The organism is Parabacteroides sp. PF5-9 (assembly GCF_029893105.1).
In the GTDB taxonomy this organism is placed as follows: domain Bacteria; phylum Bacteroidota; class Bacteroidia; order Bacteroidales; family Tannerellaceae; genus JARXWG01.
The window spans coordinates 271,154-294,705 of the sequence record NZ_JARXWG010000001.1 but is presented as its reverse complement, the minus strand read 5'-3'; the positions used below and the strand labels follow the sequence as shown (position 1 = coordinate 294,705).

General features: G+C 42.8%; 15 protein-coding genes. 7 read left to right on the top strand and 8 right to left on the bottom strand.

Annotated features, from left to right (window positions below; genetic code table 11):
* Positions 1 to 15: 15 nt before the first annotated feature.
* The 4 genes from M2135_RS01345 to M2135_RS01330 form a co-directional block, all read right to left on the bottom strand.
* The gene (locus M2135_RS01345) at positions 16 to 771 is read right to left on the bottom strand and encodes a glycerophosphodiester phosphodiesterase family protein (RefSeq protein WP_280746764.1); all 756 of its coding nucleotides are present in this window, start codon (positions 769 to 771) and stop codon (positions 16 to 18) included.
* Between the two features lie 37 nt (positions 772 to 808).
* Positions 809 to 4,495, bottom strand: a complete 3,687-nt coding sequence (gene purL, locus M2135_RS01340) for a phosphoribosylformylglycinamidine synthase (RefSeq protein WP_280746763.1) — start codon at positions 4,493 to 4,495, stop codon at positions 809 to 811.
* 1,033 nt (positions 4,496 to 5,528) lie between these two features.
* Positions 5,529 to 6,401 (bottom strand): DMT family transporter, encoded by an 873-nt coding sequence (locus M2135_RS01335; protein ID WP_280746762.1) that lies wholly within the window; start codon positions 6,399 to 6,401, stop codon positions 5,529 to 5,531.
* A gap of 6 nt (positions 6,402 to 6,407) precedes the next feature.
* Complete coding sequence (locus M2135_RS01330; RefSeq protein ID WP_280746761.1) at positions 6,408 to 8,075, bottom strand: nucleoside kinase; 1,668 nt, start codon at positions 8,073 to 8,075, stop codon at positions 6,408 to 6,410.
* A gap of 82 nt (positions 8,076 to 8,157) precedes the next feature.
* On the opposite strand from M2135_RS01330, the gene M2135_RS01325 reads away from it, so the two are divergent.
* The 6 genes from M2135_RS01325 to M2135_RS01300 all read left to right on the top strand — a co-directional run bounded on the left by M2135_RS01325 (position 8,158) and on the right by M2135_RS01300 (position 14,657).
* Positions 8,158 to 9,963, top strand: coding sequence for a Na/Pi cotransporter family protein (locus M2135_RS01325; RefSeq protein ID WP_280746760.1), 1,806 nt, complete (start codon positions 8,158 to 8,160; stop codon positions 9,961 to 9,963).
* Between the two features lie 10 nt (positions 9,964 to 9,973).
* Positions 9,974 to 11,401 carry a S41 family peptidase gene (locus M2135_RS01320; protein WP_280746759.1) on the top strand — a complete coding sequence of 476 codons (1,428 nt, stop codon included), beginning with the start codon at positions 9,974 to 9,976 and terminating at the stop codon, positions 11,399 to 11,401.
* Between the two features lie 12 nt (positions 11,402 to 11,413).
* Positions 11,414 to 12,586 carry an N-acetylglucosamine-6-phosphate deacetylase gene (gene nagA, locus M2135_RS01315; RefSeq protein ID WP_280746758.1) on the top strand — a complete coding sequence of 391 codons (1,173 nt, stop codon included), beginning with the start codon at positions 11,414 to 11,416 and terminating at the stop codon, positions 12,584 to 12,586.
* A 99-nt stretch (positions 12,587 to 12,685) separates the two neighbouring features.
* Positions 12,686 to 13,699 carry an AI-2E family transporter gene (locus tag M2135_RS01310; protein ID WP_280746757.1) on the top strand — a complete coding sequence of 338 codons (1,014 nt, stop codon included), beginning with the start codon at positions 12,686 to 12,688 and terminating at the stop codon, positions 13,697 to 13,699.
* A gap of 56 nt (positions 13,700 to 13,755) precedes the next feature.
* On the top strand, positions 13,756 to 14,034 hold the full coding sequence (locus M2135_RS01305; RefSeq protein WP_280746756.1) for a LysO family transporter: 279 nt from the start codon (positions 13,756 to 13,758) through the stop codon (positions 14,032 to 14,034).
* Entirely contained in the window at positions 14,031 to 14,657 is a 627-nt protein-coding gene (locus tag M2135_RS01300) for a lysine exporter LysO family protein (RefSeq protein WP_280746755.1), read from the top strand. The genes M2135_RS01305 and M2135_RS01300 overlap by 4 nt, the downstream gene beginning before the upstream one ends.
* 34 nt (positions 14,658 to 14,691) lie before the next feature.
* On the opposite strand, the gene M2135_RS01295 is transcribed toward M2135_RS01300, so the two are convergent.
* Genes M2135_RS01295 through M2135_RS01280 form a run of 4 tightly spaced genes read right to left on the bottom strand, consistent with a single transcriptional unit; the run spans position 14,692 to position 21,486 of the window.
* Positions 14,692 to 18,288: a serine/threonine-protein kinase gene (locus M2135_RS01295; protein ID WP_280746754.1), complete on the bottom strand. Its 3,597-nt coding sequence runs from the start codon at positions 18,286 to 18,288 to the stop codon at positions 14,692 to 14,694.
* An 11-nt stretch (positions 18,289 to 18,299) separates the two neighbouring features.
* Positions 18,300 to 19,067 (bottom strand): protein phosphatase 2C domain-containing protein, encoded by a 768-nt coding sequence (locus M2135_RS01290; protein ID WP_280746753.1) that lies wholly within the window; start codon positions 19,065 to 19,067, stop codon positions 18,300 to 18,302.
* Complete coding sequence (locus tag M2135_RS01285) at positions 19,064 to 20,539, bottom strand: protein kinase (RefSeq protein WP_280746752.1); 1,476 nt, start codon at positions 20,537 to 20,539, stop codon at positions 19,064 to 19,066. The genes M2135_RS01290 and M2135_RS01285 overlap by 4 nt, the downstream gene beginning before the upstream one ends.
* A complete protein-coding gene (locus M2135_RS01280) occupies positions 20,536 to 21,486 on the bottom strand; it encodes a LuxR C-terminal-related transcriptional regulator (RefSeq protein ID WP_280746751.1) in 951 nt (316 codons plus the stop codon). The genes M2135_RS01285 and M2135_RS01280 overlap by 4 nt, the downstream gene beginning before the upstream one ends.
* A 308-nt stretch (positions 21,487 to 21,794) precedes the next feature.
* Here M2135_RS01280 and M2135_RS01275 point away from each other — a divergent pair, with 308 nt between their 5' ends.
* Positions 21,795 to 23,189, top strand: a complete 1,395-nt coding sequence (locus tag M2135_RS01275; protein WP_280746750.1) for an MFS transporter — start codon at positions 21,795 to 21,797, stop codon at positions 23,187 to 23,189.
* The last annotated feature ends 363 nt before the right edge of the window (positions 23,190 to 23,552 follow it).

Sequence of the window (23,552 nt, the reverse complement as noted above, 5' to 3'; positions counted from 1 at the left end):
CTATGATCGATTATTTTATTCCCCTAAAAGTTCAATTAAAGCAATCGGATTATCGGTTGTAATAAAATCAACTTCTTTTTCGATAAACCATTTCATTTGCTCCGGATCGTTTACCGTCCATACATTGGTCGACAATCCCAGACTTTTTGCCTGTTGAATCCAGTCGGGATGATCCGTCAACACCTTATGGTGGTAATCAAATCCCGAAAGACCGATCTCTTTCAAATCCTGCGGAGAGACATCTCCGTTCAGATAAACGATGGTACCATTCGGAACTCTTTTCTTGAGTTCTTTACAGACATTCATACTAAAAGCGATATAATCGACACGATCTTCCAATTGAAAACGGTTAACCATCTCCACCACTTTCGCCACTACACGATCTTCATTCACCACTCGTTTATGCGATTTGATTTCCAGTACAAGCCGAATATCCTTCAGCTGCTTACCCGCTTCCAGGTATTGTTCCAAAGTCGAGATTTTCTCCCCATTAACCAATGTTGTATCCATGAGTTGTTGATAAGTCACCTCTTCCACCACCAACTCCCTGACTTTAGCATCATGGAACACTACTGGTATACCGTCGGCTGTCAGCCACACATCAAATTCCGAACCGTAGATATTCAGCGCATGTGCTTTCTCAAGCGCTGCCAATGAATTTTGTGCCGAGCCATCGGTTTTCCAATAACCCCGATGAGCAATCGCTTGTGTCTGTGCCCAAACAACACTCCCGCTAAACAATGCAAAAAGCAAAAATATCCACTTTTTCATACGACTTCTATTCTTAATTACAAATTACATTTTTTACTTATTTACTGGCTTCAACCCATTTCCGGGCATTCACAAAAGCTTCCATCCACGGAGTGACTTCGTCGTCTTTCCGGTCGACCGGATAACACCCACACTGCCAAGGGAATATTGCACGTTCAGGATGAGGCATTATCGCCAGATGACGTCCATCGGCCGAGCAAACACCGGCAACAGCCCAAGGTGATCCGTTCGGATTAGCCGGATAACCGTCATAGTTATACCGTGCTACGATATTATATGCTTTTTCTTCGTAAGGGAAAGCAAATTTCCCTTCTCCATGAGCGACCCAGGCGCCCAGTTTGGAACCACTCAACGAACCAAACATAACCGAGTTGTTTTTCGGTATCTCGAGCGTCACAAAATTAGATTCGAATTTATGTGAATCATTATGATGCATCTTATGTTTCTGCTCATGTTCGGGATAAAGCAATTCCAGTTCGGCCATCAATTGGCAACCGTTACAGATACCTAGACTTAACGTATCTTTCCGAGCATAATACTTATCTATCGCTTTTTTAGCTTTCTCATTATATAAGAATCCGCCGGCCCATCCTTTGGCCGAACCTAACACATCGGAATTAGAGAATCCCCCTACAAATACAATGAAATTGACATCTTCCAACGTTTCACGTCCACTCGCCAGGTCGGTCATATGCACATCCTTCACATCAAATCCGGCCAAGTACAAAGCATAGGCTGTTTCACGTTCACATTGTGATCCTTTTTCGCGAATCACAGCGGCTTTGATACCGGTCGATTTCGGGCGATCAGCAGAAAGACCTAACGACGCAAGTTTGCCGTTAAAACTCTTCGGATACTTAAATTCCAAAGGCTGCATTTTATAATTCTCAAAACGGTTACCCGCACAAACGCTTCCGCTCTGTTGAATATCCAATTTATAAGAAGATTGGTACCATACATCCCGCATATAATCAACCCCAAAATGATATTGAACCTCATTTTTGGAAACCAAGATATGTCGTTCTTCGATCGGCTTGGCTACAATCACAAAACCGATACCTGCATCCGTCATTAGTTTTTCGAACGCTTTTTTATCTTTTACCTGTACAAGGATACCCGGATTTTCAGCAAACAAGATTTTAACCAGATCTTCTTCTATTACTTTATCCAGATTCACTTCCAGCCCACCTTCCACATTGGCAAAACACATTTCCAACAATGCCGTGATCAGCCCTCCAGCAGAGATATCATGTCCGGCCAGAATCAATCCGGCTTCAATAGCTTCCTGCACAGCATTAAACGCATTACGGAAATAATCGGTATCTTTTACAGTCGGCACCTCGTTACCCAACCTGTTCAAGGCCTGAGCAAAAGCCGATCCGCCCAATTTCAAATGATCAAATGAAAAGTCGATATGATAGATTGCGGTCTGTTTATCCTGCACGATCACTGGTGATACAATCTTTTTCACATCGCTCACCTCTGCCCCGGCAGAAACAATCACCGTACCCGGCGAAAGTACCTTTTTCTGACCATACTTTTGCGTCATCGATAAAGAATCTTTCCCAGTCGGGATATTGATCCCCAGCGCACAAGCAAATTCAGAAGCAGCAGTAACCGCTTTATACAAACGAGCATCCTCACCTTCATTCCGGCAAGGCCACATCCAGTTGGCACTTAACGAAACACCCGTCAACTGATCTGTTAACGGAGCAAAGACAATATTGGTCAATGCTTCGGCTATAGCAATGACCGAACCGGCTGCCGGATCGATCAAAGCCACCATCGGCGCATGTCCGATAGAGGTAGCAATACCATATTTCCCACGATAATCCAAGGCCACCGCACCCAGGTCGCTTAGAGGTAACTGCAGTTCACCCTGGCATTGCTGACGAGCCACTTTCCCGGTCACCGAACGGTCGACCTTATTCGTCAACCAATCCTTACACGCCACAGCTTCCAGCTGCAACACCAGTTCAAGATAATGATGCAACTCAGACGTTTTATAGACAATCGGTTGATAGGTCTCTTTTATTGTCCGGTCGACCATGACAGTTCGCGGCGGTTTTCCAAACATATATTCCAGTTTCAGATCAATCGGTTTTTTCCCGTCTTTCTGCTCGAATACCAATTTCATATCATTGGTCGTTTCACCAACCACATACATAGGCGCCCGTTCACGTTCGGCGATACGTTTTACCATCGCCACGTCTTTTTCTTTCATCAATAACCCCATACGCTCCTGGCTTTCGTTACCGATAATCTCTTTGGCTGAAAGGGTCGAATCGCCAATAGGTAATTGGTCCATATCGATATGTCCCCCTGTCGCTTCAATCAGTTCGGACAGACAGTTCAAGTGACCACCTGCGCCATGATCATGGATTGAGACCACCGGATTTTCATCCGATTCGGCAATGGTACGGATCACATTAGCCGCACGTTTCTGCATCTCCGGATTGGCACGCTGCACGGCATTCAATTCGATACCGCTGGTATATTGCCCGGTATCAACGGAAGAGACTGCGCCCCCTCCCATACCGATCCGGTAGTTATCACCACCGATGACCACTACTTTTTCACCCGGTTCGGGCGTACCTTTCAACGCATCTCGCTTATTGGCATATCCAACACCTCCGGCAAGCATAATCACCTTATCATATGCATACGCTTTCTCATTCTCTGTATGTTCGAAAGTAAGCAACGAACCACAGATCAACGGTTGACCAAAATGGTTCCCGAATTGAGAGGCTCCATTGGATGCTTTAATCAGAATTTGTTCTGGGGTTTGATACAACCACTGTCGCGGATCAAGGATTTTCTCCCATTCGCGTACACCTTCCGTTCGCGGATAGGCGGTCATATAAACTGCTGTTCCGGCCATCGGCAGAGATGCTTTTCCGCCCGCCAGACGGTCACGGATTTCACCTCCCGAACCGGTTGAGGCACCATTGAAAGGCTCTACGGTAGTCGGGAAATTATGTGTTTCAGCTTTCAAAGAGATCACCGTATCAATCTCCTTGACGGCGTAAAAATCGGGTTTGTCGCCTGATAGCGGAGCAAACTGTTCCACAGTAGGTCCTTCACTAAAAGCCACATTATCTTTATAGGCTGATACTAACTTATTCGGATTGACAGCCGATGTTTTTTTGATCAGGTTAAACAGGCTGCTTTCCATTTCCTGCCCGTCAATAATAAAGGTTCCACCGAATATTTTATGACGACAGTGTTCCGAGTTCACCTGGGCAAAACCATAGACCTCACTATCCGTCAGCTTACGATTCAATTTCAGACTCACCTCATTCAGATAAGCCACTTCCTCTTCGCTCAACGCCAAACCTTCCTGCACATTGTATGTTGCAATATCATCTATCGGAATAATCGGATCAGGCTGTTTACTGATCGTAAAGAGTTCCTGGTTTAATCCGTTATATATCCGTTGCAACATCGGATCATGGCCGGCTTCCCCGGAAGCCACCGGAAAATATTCCTCGATCCGGCTAATGCCTCGAACACCCATATTTTGGGTAATTTCTACAGCGTTCGTACTCCAGGGAGTAATCATTTCCCGTCGCGGACCGATAAACCAACCGTCCAGACTCTCGCCATCAAGGGGTGTTGCTTCACTAAATAACCAAACGAGTTTTTGCGTATCTTCGGGTGAGAACTTCTGTGCCGTTTCGACAGCCAGCACAGTTTTTACAGAAGATTTGAAAAATAAAATCATGTCTTCGATTTGTTAGTATGTTTTGCCATGCGGCATGGTTGCCTTTTCAGAGTGCAAAGATACGATAATTAATAGAATAGCAGGAATTTTAAAAACAGAAATATGACTCTAAAACTCTTATAAAGTTACAATCTGTCAGTTTTAACAATCTGTCAATTTACCCCCTCTGAGAATCGTCTATTTAGAGGACATCATAGGGTTGTGGGAAAAGATCGCTCGTATTTGGGGTTTATTTTTGTATAAATCGTTGATTAGCATATTGTAATATCTAATTTCTACGATCTAAAAAACAGGCATTCTGGAGAAAAATCCGTTGATTTCGAGCCGTTTTTTTGCCTATTTTTAACCCTTCAAAAAATGATGCTGATGGTTTGTCCAAAGTATTTAGATGTTCTTCCGGAGTTATCTGCATGATTTAAAAAATCACCTGCATAAATTGGAAGAAAGAACTGGATAAAAAACTCGAAAACCAGGCAGTTTTTGACTGAAACGTTAAAATAAACCACCTCTTTGCCCCAAAATAACCAAAGAACCTGTTAGCCAAAAATGTATTTTTCGCAATTTTTGACACAAATTAGCCTGTTTAAATTACAAAATAACACATCCGACACCCGGTATGATTTTAATTTTAGCGTAAGTTATAAGAAAAAAGTATTCAATCCGAAGAAAATGTGAAGATAGTGAAGGCGAACGCCACAGGCGTTAAATGTGCATAACCCCGGGTGAAGAGGAGCGTAGCAGATCGACCCGGGGAATAGATACTACTCTCCAATCAACGCTGATAGGTGTTGAACCGCAGATGATTGAACACCTTCGGCGTTCGTTTGTTACACTCATTATATACCCCGGGTCGATCTGCTACGCTCCTCTTCACCCGGGGTTATGCACATTAAATCCCTGTGGGATTTGGCCTTCGGAAAATCTTCAAACATTACACAATCTGAAGATAAATCTTTATACCAAGTTCACATAATTTTATTGCAGGGACTCAAAAAGAGACGCTAGAAAAATGACAATATCATATATATCCCGATTATATGTTTCGCCGTCGAAACACATCTACCGTCTGCAACAATACAGAACAGACAATCAACCCCAATCCGAGATAAAACATGCCGCTTAATTCTTTGGCCTCACCAAAGAAAATCATGGCGAGAAGAATACTGTAAACAGGTTCGAGATTATAACTGAGATTGACGGTAAATGCGGATATCGACTTTAGTGCTTGTATCTGCAACAGATAGAGAAAGACCGTACAAAAGAGGGCTAATGCCAATAAATAAAACAGATCTGTTACGGAAGGAAATATCGATTCCACCGAAAAAAAATAAAAATAAACAGGAAGAAGACATACCAATCCTAAAAATCCTCCACTCATTTCATACAGCAACATCGTGGAAGAGGTGTACTGCTTCCCAACGCGTTTGTTGACTATTGTAAACAGGGCGGCAAGCGCTGTGGAAACCACACCTAATAAGATGCCTGTACGGTAGCGGATATCAAATTGAAAAATAAGGAGAATACCCAATACTGCAAAAAGGCTATAGCCTAATTGGCGCATAGAAATTCGACGCCGATTGATTAACGGCTCAAGAATCGCTGTAAAAAAGCCTACCAACGAAAAACAGACGACACCGACAGAGACATTAGACGCTTTGATACTGCCGTAAAAGAATACCCAGTGTAATCCAAGAAGAAAGCCTGTACCACCAATTTTCAACATTTCCCGAATGGACAATCGCTGCAGTTTCTTGCCCATCCATAATATCAGAAAAAGGATGATCGCAGCAAACAGCATCCGGTAACAGACCAACAAACCTTCGCTTAAGGAGACCCATTTACCAAACAATCCCGTAAATCCTGCTAGCAGGATAGAGAGATGTAATTTGATAAATGTATCTCGCATGAACGTTTAATACTTAAAGCTACCACCTCCCAGGAACTCACGCAACAGGGACGTTCCCGGCAGATCCTCTTCCGGGATATAGTTGAAGTAACGCAGAAAACGTAACAGACGGTGTGCTTCTGCATTTTCACAATCACTCTCGCGCACTTCCAGCAGGATGGGCTCCGCAAATTTGCGCAGAGCACCTAGTTCATAAAGCATGGCGCTGTTAAACATCGCATCGGCATTCTCCTGATAAGGGAAAATCCATTTATCTTCTCCGCGTCGGACACTTGGCCAACGGGAGATGGTATCTTTGGCAGAATACCCTCTGAAACGATAATCTCGGATAATTCGTCTCAACAAACGATTGTCGGTTGTCGGTATCCAGTTATGATTATCCAGAGAGATCGAAGTCAATGCCGAAACATACACACGATATTTATATTTTTCGTCGATGAAAGCGGTTAATTCTGGATTTAACGCATGAATACCCTCAATCGTCAATACAGAGTTTTCACGCAGACGAAGCTTTTGACCTTTATAGATACGGGTTCCTGTTTCAAAATTGAATGTCGGCAGATCAATCTCTTCTCCACGAAGCAGTTTCTGCAAATCACTATTGAAATATGGAAGATCTAATGCATACAGAGATTCAAAATCATATTCGCCATATTCGTCTTTCGGGGTATCGACCCGATTCAGAAAATAGTCGTCCAGCGAAATACTGACCGGATGAATCAAATTGGTAATTAATTGAATACCCAACCGTTTCGTAAACGTCGTCTTTCCTGAAGAAGAGGGACCAGAGATTAACACTATTCGAACCCCTTCCGCATAGCCCTCTGCTATTTCATGCGCTATGCGGGCAATCTGCTTTTCTTGCACAGCCTCGGAAACCATAATCACTTCCCGACTCGCACCTTTGGCTATTGCCAGATTAAGATCCCCGACATTATCCATCTCCACCGTGCGTTGCAAAGTCAGATGCTCTTTGTAGGCGGCAAACATCTTATCTTGCCGGATAACCGGTTCCAGTTCAGTCGGATTTGTCTTTTGGGGAACACGCAACAGTATCCCGTCAAAATAAGGAACCAAGTCAAACAGATGAATGTAACCGGTCGATGGTGTTAAACACCCATAAAAGAAGTTGGCATACCCTTCCAATTCATAATAAGGGGTATAAGGCAAACCTGCCGTCTCTACCAACCGGGCTTTGTCCGGCATTTTCTGCTGACGAAACATCTCTGCAGCATCCGGAGTCCGTATATATCGGTGTTCAAAAGGTAAATCGGCATCAATAATTTCCTGCATGCGCTGCCGGATCTTATCAATCGTTTCTTGCGTCATGCATTTTCCATTGTGGATCACACAATAATACCCTTTAGAGATGGGATGTTCCAGATTAAGCGTAGCCGTGGGCAAGATATCATGTACTGCCTTAGAGAAAATATGACACAGCGAGCGGACATAGGTTCGCAAGCCGGATTGCCTGGTATAGTCGAAGAATTCAACATCTTTAGACATCCAACATCTGTAGGCTAATGCTTCCGTTCTGTTATTGACCTGCGCATTCATCGGCTTGAAGGCTAACGGTGCGCCTACTGCTTCATAAATTTCCAACAAAGAAGATCCGATAGGAACTTCGGTATACGTGTGATTGTTTTTACAGAAAATTGTAATGGATTCAGACATATTATATAAACTTAATTTCGTAATTTCGCTGCCTAAAGTAAAGAATAATAATTGGATATATATCCGTCTATAACTTATTTTAATGGACTACACGTTTTTTGATTTTCTTACCCTTGTCGGCTCACTAGGTCTGTTTCTTTATGGAATGAAAATAATGAGTGAAGGGCTACAGAAAGTGGCCGGAGACAAAATGCGGTCGATCTTGTCTGCGATGACGACCAATCGGTTTACCGGCGTATTAACAGGTATTCTGATTACGGCTCTTATCCAGTCATCCAGTGCAACTACTGTGATGGTCGTTAGTTTCGTCAATGCCGGTTTGCTTACATTAACCCAGTCCATTAGTGTAATTATGGGAGCCAATGTCGGAACGACAGTCACGGCTTGGATTATCTCCCTTTTCGGATTCAAAGTCAACATAAGCGTTTTTGCTTTACCGTTAATCGGGTTATCCATTCCTTTAATCTTCTCAGGGAAAAGTAAGCGAAAGTCATGGGGGGAGTTCCTGATGGGTTTCGCTTTTTTGTTTATGGGCTTAGACTTTTTAAAAGCGTCTGTCCCTGACCTGCAGAGTAATCCGGAAGTATTGGCTTTTTTACAGAACTACACCTCCATGGGGTATGCTTCTATCTTTTTGTTTCTGGGATTAGGAACGGTTCTGACGATTATTGTTCAATCCTCAAGTGCCACGATAGCGATCACTTTGATTATGTGTACCAAAGGGTGGATCCCGTTCGAAATGGCAGCAGCAATGGTGATGGGCGAAAACATTGGAACGACCATTACCGCAAATATTGCTGCTTTATCGGCCAATATTTCGGCCAAACGTGCAGCATTAGCTCATCTGATGTTTAACCTTTTCGGTGTTTGTTGGATACTTGCAACTTTTTATCCGTTTACCCAAATGATCTCCTGGATTGTGACCAACTTCGGGCCGGGTGATCCTCAGGCTATGACTCATTTTCTGAGCGGATTAGATCGGGAAACAATCTCATTGATCACTTCAGGAGCGACAATGACCGATCCACGGTTAATCGAACTGCAAAAGCAGCTGATGTCGTTACAGGTATCGGTCTCTTACGGATTATCTTTATTCCATACCATATTCAATATCGCCAATGTCTGCATCATGATTTGGTTTGTCAAACTCTATGTGTATGTTTGTTCGGCGATCATCAAATCGAAAAACGAAAAAGACGAAGAAGAGTTCCAATTGAGATTTATCACTTCCGGAATGTTATCTACTTCTGAGTTATCTTTAATGCAGGCTAAAAAAGAGATTGCTGTTTATGGCCAACGCTGTTACCGGATGTTAGGTATGGTGAAAGAGTTATTGCATGAAGATGATGATGAGAAATTCCTCACTTTATACGGTAGAATCGAGAAATATGAGAGTATCAGCGACCGGATGGAGGTGGAAATTGCCAATTACCTGACCTATGTCTCCGAAGGGCGGTTAAGTTCGGAAAGTAAAGAAGAGATCCGTATTATGCTCCGTGCCGTCACAGAAATTGAAAGTGTTGCCGACTCCTGTTACAACCTGGCTCGAGGAATCAAACGCCGGAATGACGGCAAATCGAAATTTACAGAAGTACAGGATAAACATATGGATAAACTGATCGACTTAGTCGCTGAGGCATTGGCTCGGATGAATATTATCTTGGAAAAAACAGAAGTTGTCCCTGAAGACATTAATATTTCTTACAACCTGGAAAACGACATAAACAACTACCGAAACCAACTGAAAACGAACAATTTGGAAGATGTAGGCTCTAAAAAATATGAATATCAGACAGGCGTCTATTATATGGATTTAGTGGCCGAATGTGAAAAACTGGGCGATTATATTTTAAATGTCGTACAAGCCGTTATCGAAAAGAAAATTTAATTGACAAACTATGACTTATTTATTCAAAACTCTATTTATTATCACTTCGTTCTTTTTGTTTTTTGCTTCCTGCAGCAAAGACGAAAAACCGATCCCTCCCGGTGGAGAAGAAGATGATGTAAATACTTGGATCCATAAAACAATGGATAAAAATTACCTTTGGAGTATTCCGGATAAATCATCGTTAGACTTCAGCCAAAACCCCGATAAGTTTTTTGCCTCCTTACTGTCACGAAATGATGGTATTGAAATCAATGGAACACATCAATATTTCTCCTATATCGAAGAAAAGGAAACGACAAGAGCAATCGATGAAAATAATCCGACCTATGGCTTCGACTTCGGGGCATACCGGGTGATCAATGATAATCAGGAAACGATTGGCTATTATGCAATCATTCTGTATGTCTTGCCCAACTCGCCGGCAGCAGAGGCTGGTCTGAAGAGAGGCGATTTAATTACTGCGGTAGAGAATAACCCGATTACAAATTTTGATCTATTGCGAACAGGAAGTGCTGCTAAATTCGATTTAATGAAATTCGATTCGGACGTTCACGGGTTTGTCGACAATGGCTCTGTAACAATTTCAGCTGCACGGATCGTTGAAAATAACCCCATATTAAAAGATTCGATCTATTCGATCGGAAAAAGAACGATCGGTTACCTTCATTATACCCGCTTTATGTCCGGACCGGGGGGATATAAAGATGTGACCTACAACAACCAGATGAAGGATATTTTCAAACGATTCAAACAGAAAGGCGTCAATGAATTTGTCCTTGACCTTCGGTATAACGGTGGCGGACTGGTTTCGTGCGCACAACTGTTAAGTTCACTGTTGGCTCCAACAGACGCCTTAGGCAGAACATTCTGCTATATGATCGATAAGAATAAGAGAAAATCTGAATACTTTTTCCTTAAAGAGAAAGAGGTGGCAGATATGAATCTGAATTTAAGTCGATTGTATGTGATTACCGGTGAGTATACGGCATCGGCATCGGAAGCCATTATCAATACGCTTTACCCGTATATGGATGGAGGAAAGAACCCACATAACAGAACAAAGATTAAAGTGATCGGGGAACAAACCATTGGAAAAAATGTAGGCTCCAACACCTATGGGGAGAATGAAAATTATGGATGGCTTATGCATCCGATTACATTCTGGATCACCAACCGGGATAGCTTCTATGATTATGGTGATGGATTCACGCCGGATACACAAATGGATGAGTTGGTGGAAGCAAAATCGAACCCGATGTACGAACTTGGTGATACACGCGAGGCGCTTCTGAATGAAGCGATCCGGCAGATGACCGGCATTTCGATGCGAAGTGAACCGACTGTTTACCCATCGACTACCCAGCACTACGAGGTGGTCTACAAATCCCTTAGCGAAAAACGAAATGGTGAATTGATCAATGATCTTATCGAATAAATCATTTTCCGGATGCAAGCGCCAATACTCAAAATCAGCCATGGAAAAGTAATCACTCCCGGTGGAATTCTTTCCGGGCATGACCTGTTGATACAAAACGGGAAGATACTTGAAATCACCAATAAACAACAGGAAATCCCGGGAGTACAAACCCTGGATGCTCAAGGATGTTATGTTGCTCCGGGCTGTATCGATACGCACCTGCATGGCGGTGGAGGGCATGATTTTATGGAGGCGACCCCCGAAGCTTTTTATGCTATCGCCAAAGCACATGCCCGGTATGGGATGACTGCACTTTATCCGACCATTGCTGCAGCGTCAATGAAGACATTCTATCAGGCGATAGATGCCTGTGAAAAAACAATGAACGATCCGGGAGAAGGCGCACAGATTATGGGATTACACCTGGAGGGCAACTACCTGAACAAACAGATGAAGGGTGGACAAAATCCAGATTATATATATGCTCCTGACCCTAAAGAATACAAAGACTTACTGGAACGAACCGATTGTATCAAACGATGGAGTGCTTCGCCGGAATTAGCAGGGGCGCTGGATTTCGGACGGTATGCAACCCAAAAAGGAGTTTTAGTCTCTTTGGCGCATACCACCGCAAGGTATGAGCTGGTGAAAGAAGCTTTTGATGCCGGTTATACACATGCAACCCACTTTTATAATGCGATGACTTCCGTGCACAAAGCGCGTGAATATAAATATGAAGGAACAATAGAAGCAATCTATTTAATGGATGACATGACGGTTGAACTTGTGACCGACGGCATTCATGTTCCACCGGCGATCCTGAAATTAGCACATAAACTAAAAGGGGTCGAACGCACCTCACTGGTGACCGATGCGATGTCTGCCGCCGCCTGGCCCGATGGGGATATCTCCACGATCGATCCAAGGCTGATTATAGAAGATGGTGTTTCAAAACTGGCCGACCGTTCGGCCTTGGCCAGCAGTATAGCTACAGCCGACCGGATGATCCGGACAATGGTGACACAGGCGGATGTCCCCTTGACAGACGCTGTACGTATGGCTGCAGAAAGTCCTGCTCGGGTGATGGGTATCCTTGACCGTAAAGGGTCTCTGGAAAAAGGGAAAGATGCCGACATCATCCTTTTTGATCCGGAAATAAACATTCGTTACACCCTTGTCGGTGGAAAGATTGTTTTTCAATAATAAAAATCATCCGTAAACCCGCTGTTACCCGCTTTAAATTTAAACATTGCGCATTTAACGATTGTTTTTCAATAAAGAGAATCAGCTTAACTGCAATATATGAGTATCAAAGAACAATATTGGCGATTTTCCCTTATAGCCATCATCATCGGTTTAGGAGTTGTTTTATTTACGCAGATTACCCCCTTTTTAGGTGGTATCCTCGGTGCATTTACGATCTATGTGTTAGTGAGGAAACAAATGATTTTTCTCACCGAAAAGAAAAAGATGCGACCCAGCATGGCTGCTCTTCTATTGCTGGGAGAAACGACACTGTTTGTACTCATCCCACTCTCATTGGCAGCCTGGTTGATTATCTCTAAACTGCAACATTTCAGTTTAGACACTACTATCATTTTAAACACCGCACAACATCTGGCCGATATTATTCAGGAGAAAACGGGGTATAATGTTTTAGACAAAGAGAACCTGTTGAATGCAGTAGCGATCCTTCCCAAAATAGGTCAATCATTAGTCGGAAGTATCAGTGACTTATCGATTAACCTGGTCGCATTGATTTTCGTTCTCTATTTTATGCTTATCAGTTGCCGGCAAATGGAAAGTTGGTTTTATACCATACTCCCATTCAGCCAACGGAACAAAGACCGCGTACTGAAAGAGGTATACCTATTGGTCAAATCAAATGCCATCGGCATCCCCTTATTAGCCGTTATCCAAGGGGTAGTCGCACTGGTTGGTTATTTACTCTTTAGTGTCCCGCAACCTCTTGTTTTCGGACTGCTTACATGCATTGCTACTGTTATCCCGATTGTCGGCACCGCCTTAGTGTGGTTTCCTCTTTGCGTGTATATGACTATCACCGGAGATTGGATCAATGCCATCGGCCTTGGCATTTATGCCCTTTTGGTGATCTCGAATATCGACAACCTGATTCGTTTTATGCTTCAGAAACAAATGGCCGATACACATCCATTGATAACCATCTTCGGAGTAATCATCGGCTTATCTCTCTTCGGATTTATGGGTATCATCTTTGGTCCGATTCTGATCTCCGTCTTTTTGCTTTGTGTCAATATCTTCAAAGAGCAATATCTGGACAAAAAATTACCGTAAAACATGTTTGTCTGTAGAGCGTCTTTCGGTTACCTTTGCCTAAAAATCTCCAAACGATGTTTGTGATTATCGGAATTATGTTTGGCGGTATAGCCATTGGATATTTATTACGGAAAGTCGAACGACTACAACAGACGGGGAAACTGATCTCCTATGCGATTTATCTGCTTCTTTTTCTGTTAGGTTTATCCGTCGGCCAGAACAAAGAGATTGTCGACAACCTCAATACACTCGGACTTCAAGCGCTCCTGATCGCTACGGCAGCAACTACCGGTAGCCTACTGGCTGCTTGGGGCGTGTATCATTTCTTTTTTAAAGAAAGGAGCAAGGAATGAAAGGGAGTCTGATTGTTGTCGGTTTTTTCGTGGTAGGCAGTCTCTTGGGTTGGAGTTTAATGATTCATCAAATCGCAATCGAAACGGATATCACCATGTATGTATTGTATTTATTAATGTTTCTGGTTGGCTTGAGCATTGGAAGTGATAAGAAACTCAAAGATATCCTGCAGAGTCTACGTCCCCGCCTGTTGTTAGTCCCTTTAGCCACAATTGTTGGCACACTCTCTTTCTCTGCATTGATCAGCCTGGTGATCACTCAATGGACGGTATTCGATTGTCTGGCCATCGGGAGCGGATTTGCCTACTACTCCTTATCTTCCATCCTGATTACGCAACTCAAAGAGCCGACTATCGGTATTCAGCTGGCCACCGAATTAGGGACGATCGCTCTTATGGCCAATATTCTTCGTGAAATATTTGCATTGTTAGGCGCACCCTTATTCGTAAAATACTTCGGGCGGCTAGCGCCCATCTGTGCAGGAGGAGCGACCACCATGGACACGACGCTACCTGTCATCACTCGTTATTCTGGAAAAGACCTGGTCTTTATCGCGATCTTTCATGGGATAGTGGTCGATTTAACGGTACCATTCTTTGTGACTTTCTTTTGTTCGTTTTAAAAACGATACGTGTCTGCCTCCTTATTTTAATCGATCACTGTATTTCCAATAATTTATACCGAATACTTTTAGGTCGAAGCCAGCCATACCCACAACGTTGTAACTCTGCAATCAGTTCATTCAATTGTTCTTCCGTATAATCAGGAAATAAAGTCAGGAAATTCTCCAGATACGGAAGTGCACCTTCATCCCAACCAGACCAGCCTGGGAATTCATATTCATAATCAAATTCATATAAAAGAACCTTCTCTTTATTATATGAAACAATATATCTTCCACCAACCACCGATGAATAGTTGAAATCCGACGAAATATATCCATACAAAGAATTTATACAGAGACCGGATTGACAATCCCAAACTCTGACTGTAGCATCTTTACTTCCAGCTATGATACATTTTCCATCGGGACTGAAACACGCAAAGTATAATTCTCCTGTATACCCTTTCATTTGCCGGATGGGAGATTGATTGTCTATATGCCAAAGAGATATCTTATCGTCCTTTTCATTATAGGCGAGAAGATACTGGCCATCGGGGCTAAAACAGGAGTAATGAATCTTTTTATCTGTCGTAAATTCCCTGACTATCTCCCCGGTTGAAACATCTACCAGATATAATGCCGGTTGAAACATATAATTACTGACGAGTATATATTTCCCGTCGGGAGAAAAATGGAGTGAAGAAATTCCGCCTTCTTCCGTTTGTTGTCTGCTTTTCATCCGGTATTTGCCATTCGACGCATCCCACACATTTAAAATAGAATTGTCATCCAGGTTGAATGTATCTGCAGCAATCATTCTATGATCAGGAGAAAAATCGATACACACAGGGTCTAATCCATAATCTTTAATTTCTCCCGTTGTTATATCCATTAATTGTAATAAGCTTCCGGCTAACAGGAGACTATTATTTTTAGTGTTGAATTTCGCTTTATGAAGTGTATAAAACGTTTTAAAAAACTGTACACATTCTCCTGAAAATAAATCAAATACTCCTGCCATAGAAGGGATATCATATTTCAACGGAATCCCATTATTAGAACATCTTGTCATTGTAGCTCCTCTTGATAAAAGGGCAAGATATCTTCCATCCATACTTATAGAAGCAAACGTGACATTACTTATCTGCTGAAATGAGATTTCTTTAACATGGAACCCCCGTAATTTTTTAATTTTACAACGACCTCGGATCTGCTCATGTAAAGCTTCAAATTGAGCGTCATTTTCAAAGCCACTAATCTGTCTTGCCGAATATAACTCGAGAAGAGCCTCGCCTATTTTATTTTGAGTAAGGAGTCTTTCTGCTTCACTTAGTTTAGCTGCATAAAGTCTTTCTTCTTTAATTTTTGAATGAGTCGATTTTATCTTATTTAATGCCCACTCAGCTTTATAATTAATCGCTGGCATTCGCCATCTGGCAGTATATTTCTTATCATACAACAACCAATGTTGAGTCATACCTGTACATAATTTGCTAAGTGCTCCCTTTTCTGCAATACAGGCATACTGCTCAAACGTATCCATATCATGGACATAGATCAAATCATCTTTGTCTCCATAAATGATCAATTTATTTTGCGGAAGTAAAACGATATCTCTAACTCCTTTGCGAGACTTTGCTCTGATTTCAAGAAAAAGTTCGGCCAGATTACAGTTGACTTCTTTTTTATCTCTTCTGCCAACAGAAATTATTGTATTCAATGGTCTATCAAATTCTTCTACAGACACATCTCTATCTTCCAGCGTGTTTTTAAATATAAGATCGTTTTTTCCTGTTTTCATATCCCACACTTGCATAGTGCCACCATCAAGACTATATGTGGAGAAAGTACCCTTGGAAACATCAAGTTCCACTTTTTTGTTCGGGTAATTTCTACTATCCATAATAAACAGACAGTTTCCGGTCTTAATATCCCAAATCCGGATTTCATAGACGTTTCCGGCAAGTAATTTGGTATGGTTGGAGTCAATACAAAAAAACGAAGGACCCATTGCAAGGCCGGTAAACGAACGAATGATCTTGTCCGGAATATCTATATCCCATAAATAGATATCCCCATCATAGTTGGATGATAAAAAATACTTCTTACCAGGGAAAAATGCCGTATTATTCGTTGCAATAGAAGATCTATTTGAGTAATCACGAATGTGTTTCTTTGTTTTTACATCATATAAAGAGATGATCTGATCATGTACAATAAGCATTTTTTCCTCATCTTCACTCAATGAAATAATCGCAATCGGATCGTAATCATCTTCCATATAATTCTGTTCCAAAACACCAATATCAGCCAGCAGAGATTCTATCTCTTCATTCTTTCCATTTACGAGATCCGTTGCCTCATGTAATAGCACTTTCGCTCTCTCTATATGATTTTGCTCGATGTAGAATTGCGCTAATAAATACTTATTGCCCCACTCAGTAGAGGCATTACCTATTTTTTCCACACGATGAATCGCTTCATGTGCATCAATCCGACCCGACCGGCATAAAAAAAGTGTATAATTACATAATGAACTCGGATGTTCGGGATATTCTTCAAGCGCTTTCTGCCAACATACTTCTGCCTCGACAGGATTGCCCATATCCAAAAATGAGAGCGCTTTATTGTTCAGACTATCTGCCGAATCAGAGGCGGCCTGAGACGATTGACGGGGATAAGAATATCCGATTTCATCGTGATATATTTCGAATAGTTGGTTCTCTATCTCTTCAAAATCACGTAAACGATCCGACTCTTTTTCTTTAAAACACGCGCGCAGAAGAGCCCTCATCTGTTCCGGAATAGCGACTTGCGCCTTCTCGAAATAATCTTCACAGGCCAGACCGGCAACCACCCCGCTTTGCCAGTAGCGTTTCCCCAAAAACAGTTCAAGAATAGTAATCCCCCAGCTCCAGACATCCGTTCGACGCGTTAACTCTTCCCCGTTTAGCTGCTCCATAGAACAGTAGGCCGGCGTATAGGCTCCTGATTCCGAGACAACAGTTGATCCTTCCTTATTATCCAGATCTTCAATGGTCAGGAAAGCCCGGGCTTTGGCCAGTCCGAAGTCGGTCACTTTCACCGAACCATCAGCAGAAAGCAACAGATTTTCCGGCTTGACATCCTGATGAATTAACCCCTTCTCATGTGCATAATGCAATCCGCGTGCCGATTGAAGGGCAATGTCAAGTATACGTTCCAATACTTCTTTTTCGGAACCTTCATACATTATGCCATTCGCCATATACTCTGTCAGGTTTCCCTGATCCATCCATTCGGAAAAGATCGAAGGGATTCCATCAATCTCACGAACATAGTAGCAGGAGACAATATGCGGATGTAAACCAAGATTGATCCAATTGCGACATTCGTCGATAAAGTCCTCTTTCTGCTTCTCGGTACGGAACAGTTTCTGCTGAGGCTGCTTCATGGCCAGATCGATATTCCATCCCGTGTGGTGCACACGAACCACCCGTCCCATTCCACCAATGATCGGATCAGAGTCAACACGGTAGAGATCAAGAACCATACTCCCTTTTTGAATCAGACTATCCACTACCGGTTCCATATCCATAGATCCGCCTTCGATCTTGGTTGCCGATCCCGGTTGGGTCAAACCATTCATTTGAGTCAATCCATTATCCATTGTCCAAACAATTATATGATTTTCACGTAAACAACTGCAATATTATCATGTCCCCCACAATGATTGGCCTTATTCACCAGCCGTTGGCAGACTTTCCGAGGTTCTTCGGATGAACGCAGAAGAGCGGGAAGCTGTTCATCATCAACCATCCCATACAATCCATCGCTACATAAAAGAAGACGATCCCCCTGTTCCACTTCCTGAATATAGACCTCGGGTGTAGCCGGTGTGCGCATCCCTGCAAAACGGGTTAATGTCGCACTGGCAGGATGGCCGTTCGCCTGTATTCTCGACAACTCGCCCTGCTCGACTAACATCGTGGCCACATTATGATCCCGCGTTATCTGGCGGATATATTTCTTTTGACGTGATAAAATATATCCCCGGCTATCTCCCAGATTGACAAATACGACTGAAGTACCAACCAGCCACATACCGGTAAAAGTGGCGCCAAACAGTACTCCTCCTTCTCTGTTTCCTGTGTTGTAAATTGAGTCGCTCAATTTCTGAACCTGCTCCTTTAATATTCTGGCGGCTTGTGAAGGTGTTATTTTTTTAGTTAAACCATCTAACGCCTCTTGCAACATGCCCGGAAAGGTCTCTTTGATCATATACGATGTTTTTCCTCCACAGGCCAAACCTCCCATTCCATCCGATACACCATAAAATCCCAGTTCCGGTTCAACAATCACTTCATCCTGATTGGTTCGGCGGCTTAAACCGATATCTACCAAGGCCGTTCCACAAAACGAATACTTAAAAAAAGGCGTCTCTCTCATAACGCAGCTATTATCCTCGTCCGCAACTCTCCGGCCGATTGTATACCAATCTCCGGGAGTTCAATCAACGCCCGATCAATCACTTCGGCCAATGCCTGCGGGATATCTCTGTTCCGCTCCCGGATCGGGATCGGTTTTTCATTCAGTATGACCTTGACCTTATCCTTCTTTTTAAACTCTTTGGGTGTTGTTCCGGTGAGCATAAAATAGTAGGTCGCAGCAGCAGCCCAAACATCCACAGCAGGTTTGGCAGAACGAAAATCAATCACTTGCTGACGAGCCATAAAACCCGGGGTTCCTGCTCGTTGTCCAGCCTGCGTATATCCTGATAATCCGGCGGTTTCAAAGGCTTTTGCCAAACCGAAATCGGATATTTTGACAATCGGATGTGTTGAATAGTCTGATAACAGGATATTAGACGGTTTCAGGTCACGATGCACAATCCCTTTCGCCAACCGCCTTTGTCCATCCGCCAAGTCGACCTCTACGACTTGCGAATGGGCATATTCCAACCCTTCAAGCAGTTGCAACACAATCTCCGAGGCCTGTTCAATAGGGAGTTTCCCTCCTTTACGAATAACCAGAGTCTCCAGATTTTCCCCCCGGCAATATTCCATCAAAATAAAATAGGTATCTCCCGAATGTCCGGAATGATACTGTCTGACAATATGTTTGTGATTTAATTGTCCGGCAATATTTGCTTCCCGTAAAAACAGATTGCGGCTGTTTTCGTTCACTGCTGCTTTGGGGAGCATGATTTTGAGAGCCGCTTCTTCTCCTTCAGAATTCTCTACCAGCCACACCTCACCCATTCCTCCGTGCCCCAGTCGTTTCATTTTACGGTAGTCGACAATCTCGCCGACCCGACTCTCGCCGAGTAACATCTGATCCATCAAAAAATCCATCGCCTTTTCCGGGTTCTTCAGACAGGCTGAACAGATATTCGGTTCATGGATGCCGCCCGACAAAGGTGTACCACAGATCTCACATTTCCGTGAAACAGGCTCTTCGCCCTCCGAAAAAATAATCGTGTCTTTTATCTTTCGTCGCTGTAAATACACCGGAAAGCCTTGCTTTTGCAACTCCCGGGCTTCATTCGTCGCACTTTCTTCTTCTCCTTCCACCAATATATCAACCATTATTTCACACTCCTTCCCCAATCGCAAACAGTCGCCCGCATGCACAAAATACTCATCTTGCTGCAGACCAGCCGCCTCTTCCGAAGAGAGTTGACGGTCTCTTTGCCCGATTTTGTAGCCGTTCAGATAAGTCCCGTTTAAACTCCCCAGATCTTTTATAACAACAACAGGAGGGTTTATCTCTAACAGACAATGATAACGGGAGATGGTCGATTCCGGCAAGACAATCCCACAATCGTCTTGCCGTCCTATAAAAATAGCCTCTTTCCGGTTAAAACGAAACGTTTTTCCGACTACTCCTCCTTTACTTATTTTCAATACAACTTCAGTCACTTCTTTTTTGCTTTTGGTTCAGTTGTTTTCTCCGGAGAGTTAGCGCTTACTTTTATCAGCCCTTTCCGAAGGCCTTCCATCACCATAGTCATCGTGTTTTTCGCTTTGAATTTCTTGATCAGATCCCTGCGATTGGTTTTAACGGTCTCTACGCCAAGAAACATCTTCTCGGCGATCTCCTTGTTGAAATACCCTTCGGCGATATGTGTCAACAACTCCAAGTCACGATTAGTCAGTTCCAACACCTCCTCTTCTCCATCATTCACAATTTTCATCAACATAATGGAATTCTTCTCTCCCAACTTCTGAATCAGATTCATCCGGTAGATCCGGACTGTCTCTAGATCAATATCCAATTTCCGGGTAATCTCCCGGTTGGAGAATCCCTCGACCAACAACTTCATCATTAAGATATTCCGATAGGCTTCTATACTCGCCTCACTGACCTTAAGCCTTTTGGCCATAACTACCTCCGAGCATCCCTCTTCAATACATTTCAACATCTCCTGTTCCAACGGAGTCAGCCACTCTGGTGTTTTTGTTTGTTTTTCCAACATATTCATCTCCTCATATAAAAATGTTTCACCATGCATAACCGCTTCGATTCCTGTCATCAACTCTTCGCCCAAAGCATTTTTCAGGATATACCCCGAAGCGCCTTTCTCCAATAACCGTTTCGCTAATGCTAATTCATAATGCGTAATCAATACCAATACCTTTATATCCGGATATTTTTCCTTTACTTTCGCATAATAATCCATACCAGTTCCATCCGTCAGATTGATACCCATCAACAGGATATCCGGCTGATGTTCTGTCAGCTTTTTCCATGAGCCTTTCATCGAACTGGAACAGCCAATGACTTGTGCGATCTGGGAGTTGTTTATGGTAGACCGGATATCGTTTAATAATACTTTATTGCCGTCGGTAACATAGACTTTTATCATGGTTTTATTATGCTTTATGGTTGATATTTTGTGGATTAACGAAAGTTGAACGACCTAAAGCCGTAAAGATATAATTTATTTCTTTTGACCTTTTACCCCATTTATGGGGGTATCCCGGTTTTTGCCGATGTAATCATTTGTCCCATCATGTCTGTTTTTTTAATTGTTCGTTGAACAGATCGACTTCGAAAGCAAAGATAACAGGAGTGTTGTCCCACCATACCCCCCACAAATAGTCTATTTCTTCCGAAAAGCACTCCGGAATTCTTGTTATCTTTGTCGCTTATCATTAAAAATAAACGTATCAAATGACTGTCCATACGCCGCCTACCTCATTCTCCCAATCCTATAAATATACTGTACTTATCATCATTTGTATAGCGTCAAGTATCGTTCCCTTTTTAGGAACAGCGGTGAATCTGGCTCTTCCGCAGATGGGTCGTGAATTTGAGATGAACAGTATTACGCAAAGTTGGATATTAACAGCGTATCTGATTGCATCCACCATTTTTCAGATTCCCTTTGCACGACTGGCTGACATGGTGGGTCGAAGCCGTATCTTTATTTGTGGACTACTTTTAGTGGCACTCTCCTCCTTGGGTTGTGCCCTTGCCTATAACCCCTCATTATTGATCATCGCCCGTGCCATACAAGGGATAGGGTCGGCTATGGTGTTTGGTACGGCGATTGCAATTCTGACAGCTGTTTTCGACAGCCGTGAACGAGGAAAAGTGATGGGGATAAACGTTGCTGTTGTCTATCTATCAGCCGCATTGGGACCTTCTGTCGGTGGTTTTATTATGGCGTATTGGGGATGGAACAGTATCTTTTTTATCACAGCGGCAACCGCATTGACCGCAGCCCTTGGCGCCTTGTTTTTTATTAAAGAACAATGGAAATCGGCTCAAGGAGAACCGTTCGATCTTCCCGGGTCAATCCTGTATGGACTCTCTTTACTGATGATCATTTACGGTTTTACGATCCTGCCCGAGATGATCGGTTTTGTATTGGTGGGTAGTGGGTTATTCCTTTTCACCTATTTCATTTTTTATGAAAAGAAAAAAACGTATCCTGTATTAAATGTCAACCTATTTTTTACCAACCGCCTCTTTACACTTTCCTCTGTAGCCGCACTGATCAATTATATGTCTACCTTTCCGATCAGCTACTTTTTCAGCCTTTACCTCCAAGAGATCAAAGGGATGGATGTACGTCATGCCGGACTTATTCTCATCATTCAACCGGCCATACAAGCCTTGATCTCTCCTGTTGCCGGACGACTTTCTGATAAAATCCCGTCGCATTACCTCGCATCTGCCGGCATGGCGTTATTGACTGCCGTCCTCTTCTGTATCGGATTATTTATTACTCCGCAGAGTCCGCTTCTGTTTATTATCGCCTTATTTGTCTTATTAGGGATCGGCTTTGCCATCTTTTCATCGCCCAACCAAAACGCCATTATGAGTTCGGTTGAACCGCGCTATTACAGTACCGCCTCTGCCACCACAGGCACCATGCGGCTGACCGGACAAACACTGAGTATGGGGATCAGTACCATGATGCTTTCTCTCTTTTTGGGAAAAGAACAGATCTCTGCCGCTGTGACCTCCGAATTTATGCAGACAATGCATTGGGTGTTCCTCTTTTTTGCCGGTTTATGCGGATTGGGCGTTTATGCCTCTATGGCTCGAAAATCAAAGTAGTGACATTTTCTTCACTTGCTGAGTGAAAGAAAGAAGATCGCCTGATTGTAAAATACTGTAATATAATTGTATACTGAAAGGCGGATTAAATAATTACCGACAATGTCAAACATCTCCAATACAGACTTTTTTAGTATTATTGAGACATTAAATAAAACTGTTAAGGATGAAAACATTGTATAAACTAAAACACTTTTTTGTTAGAGGTACCTCTAAAATGATTTAGACGTACCTCTAAATCGATTTACACCTACCTCTAAATTTGTTTAGACGTACCTCTAACAAAAAACAGAGGTAGGTGTAACAAAAAAACAGGCAGAATGATGTTATAATTTCTATCGGATGGCGTCAAAAAAGTCTGCA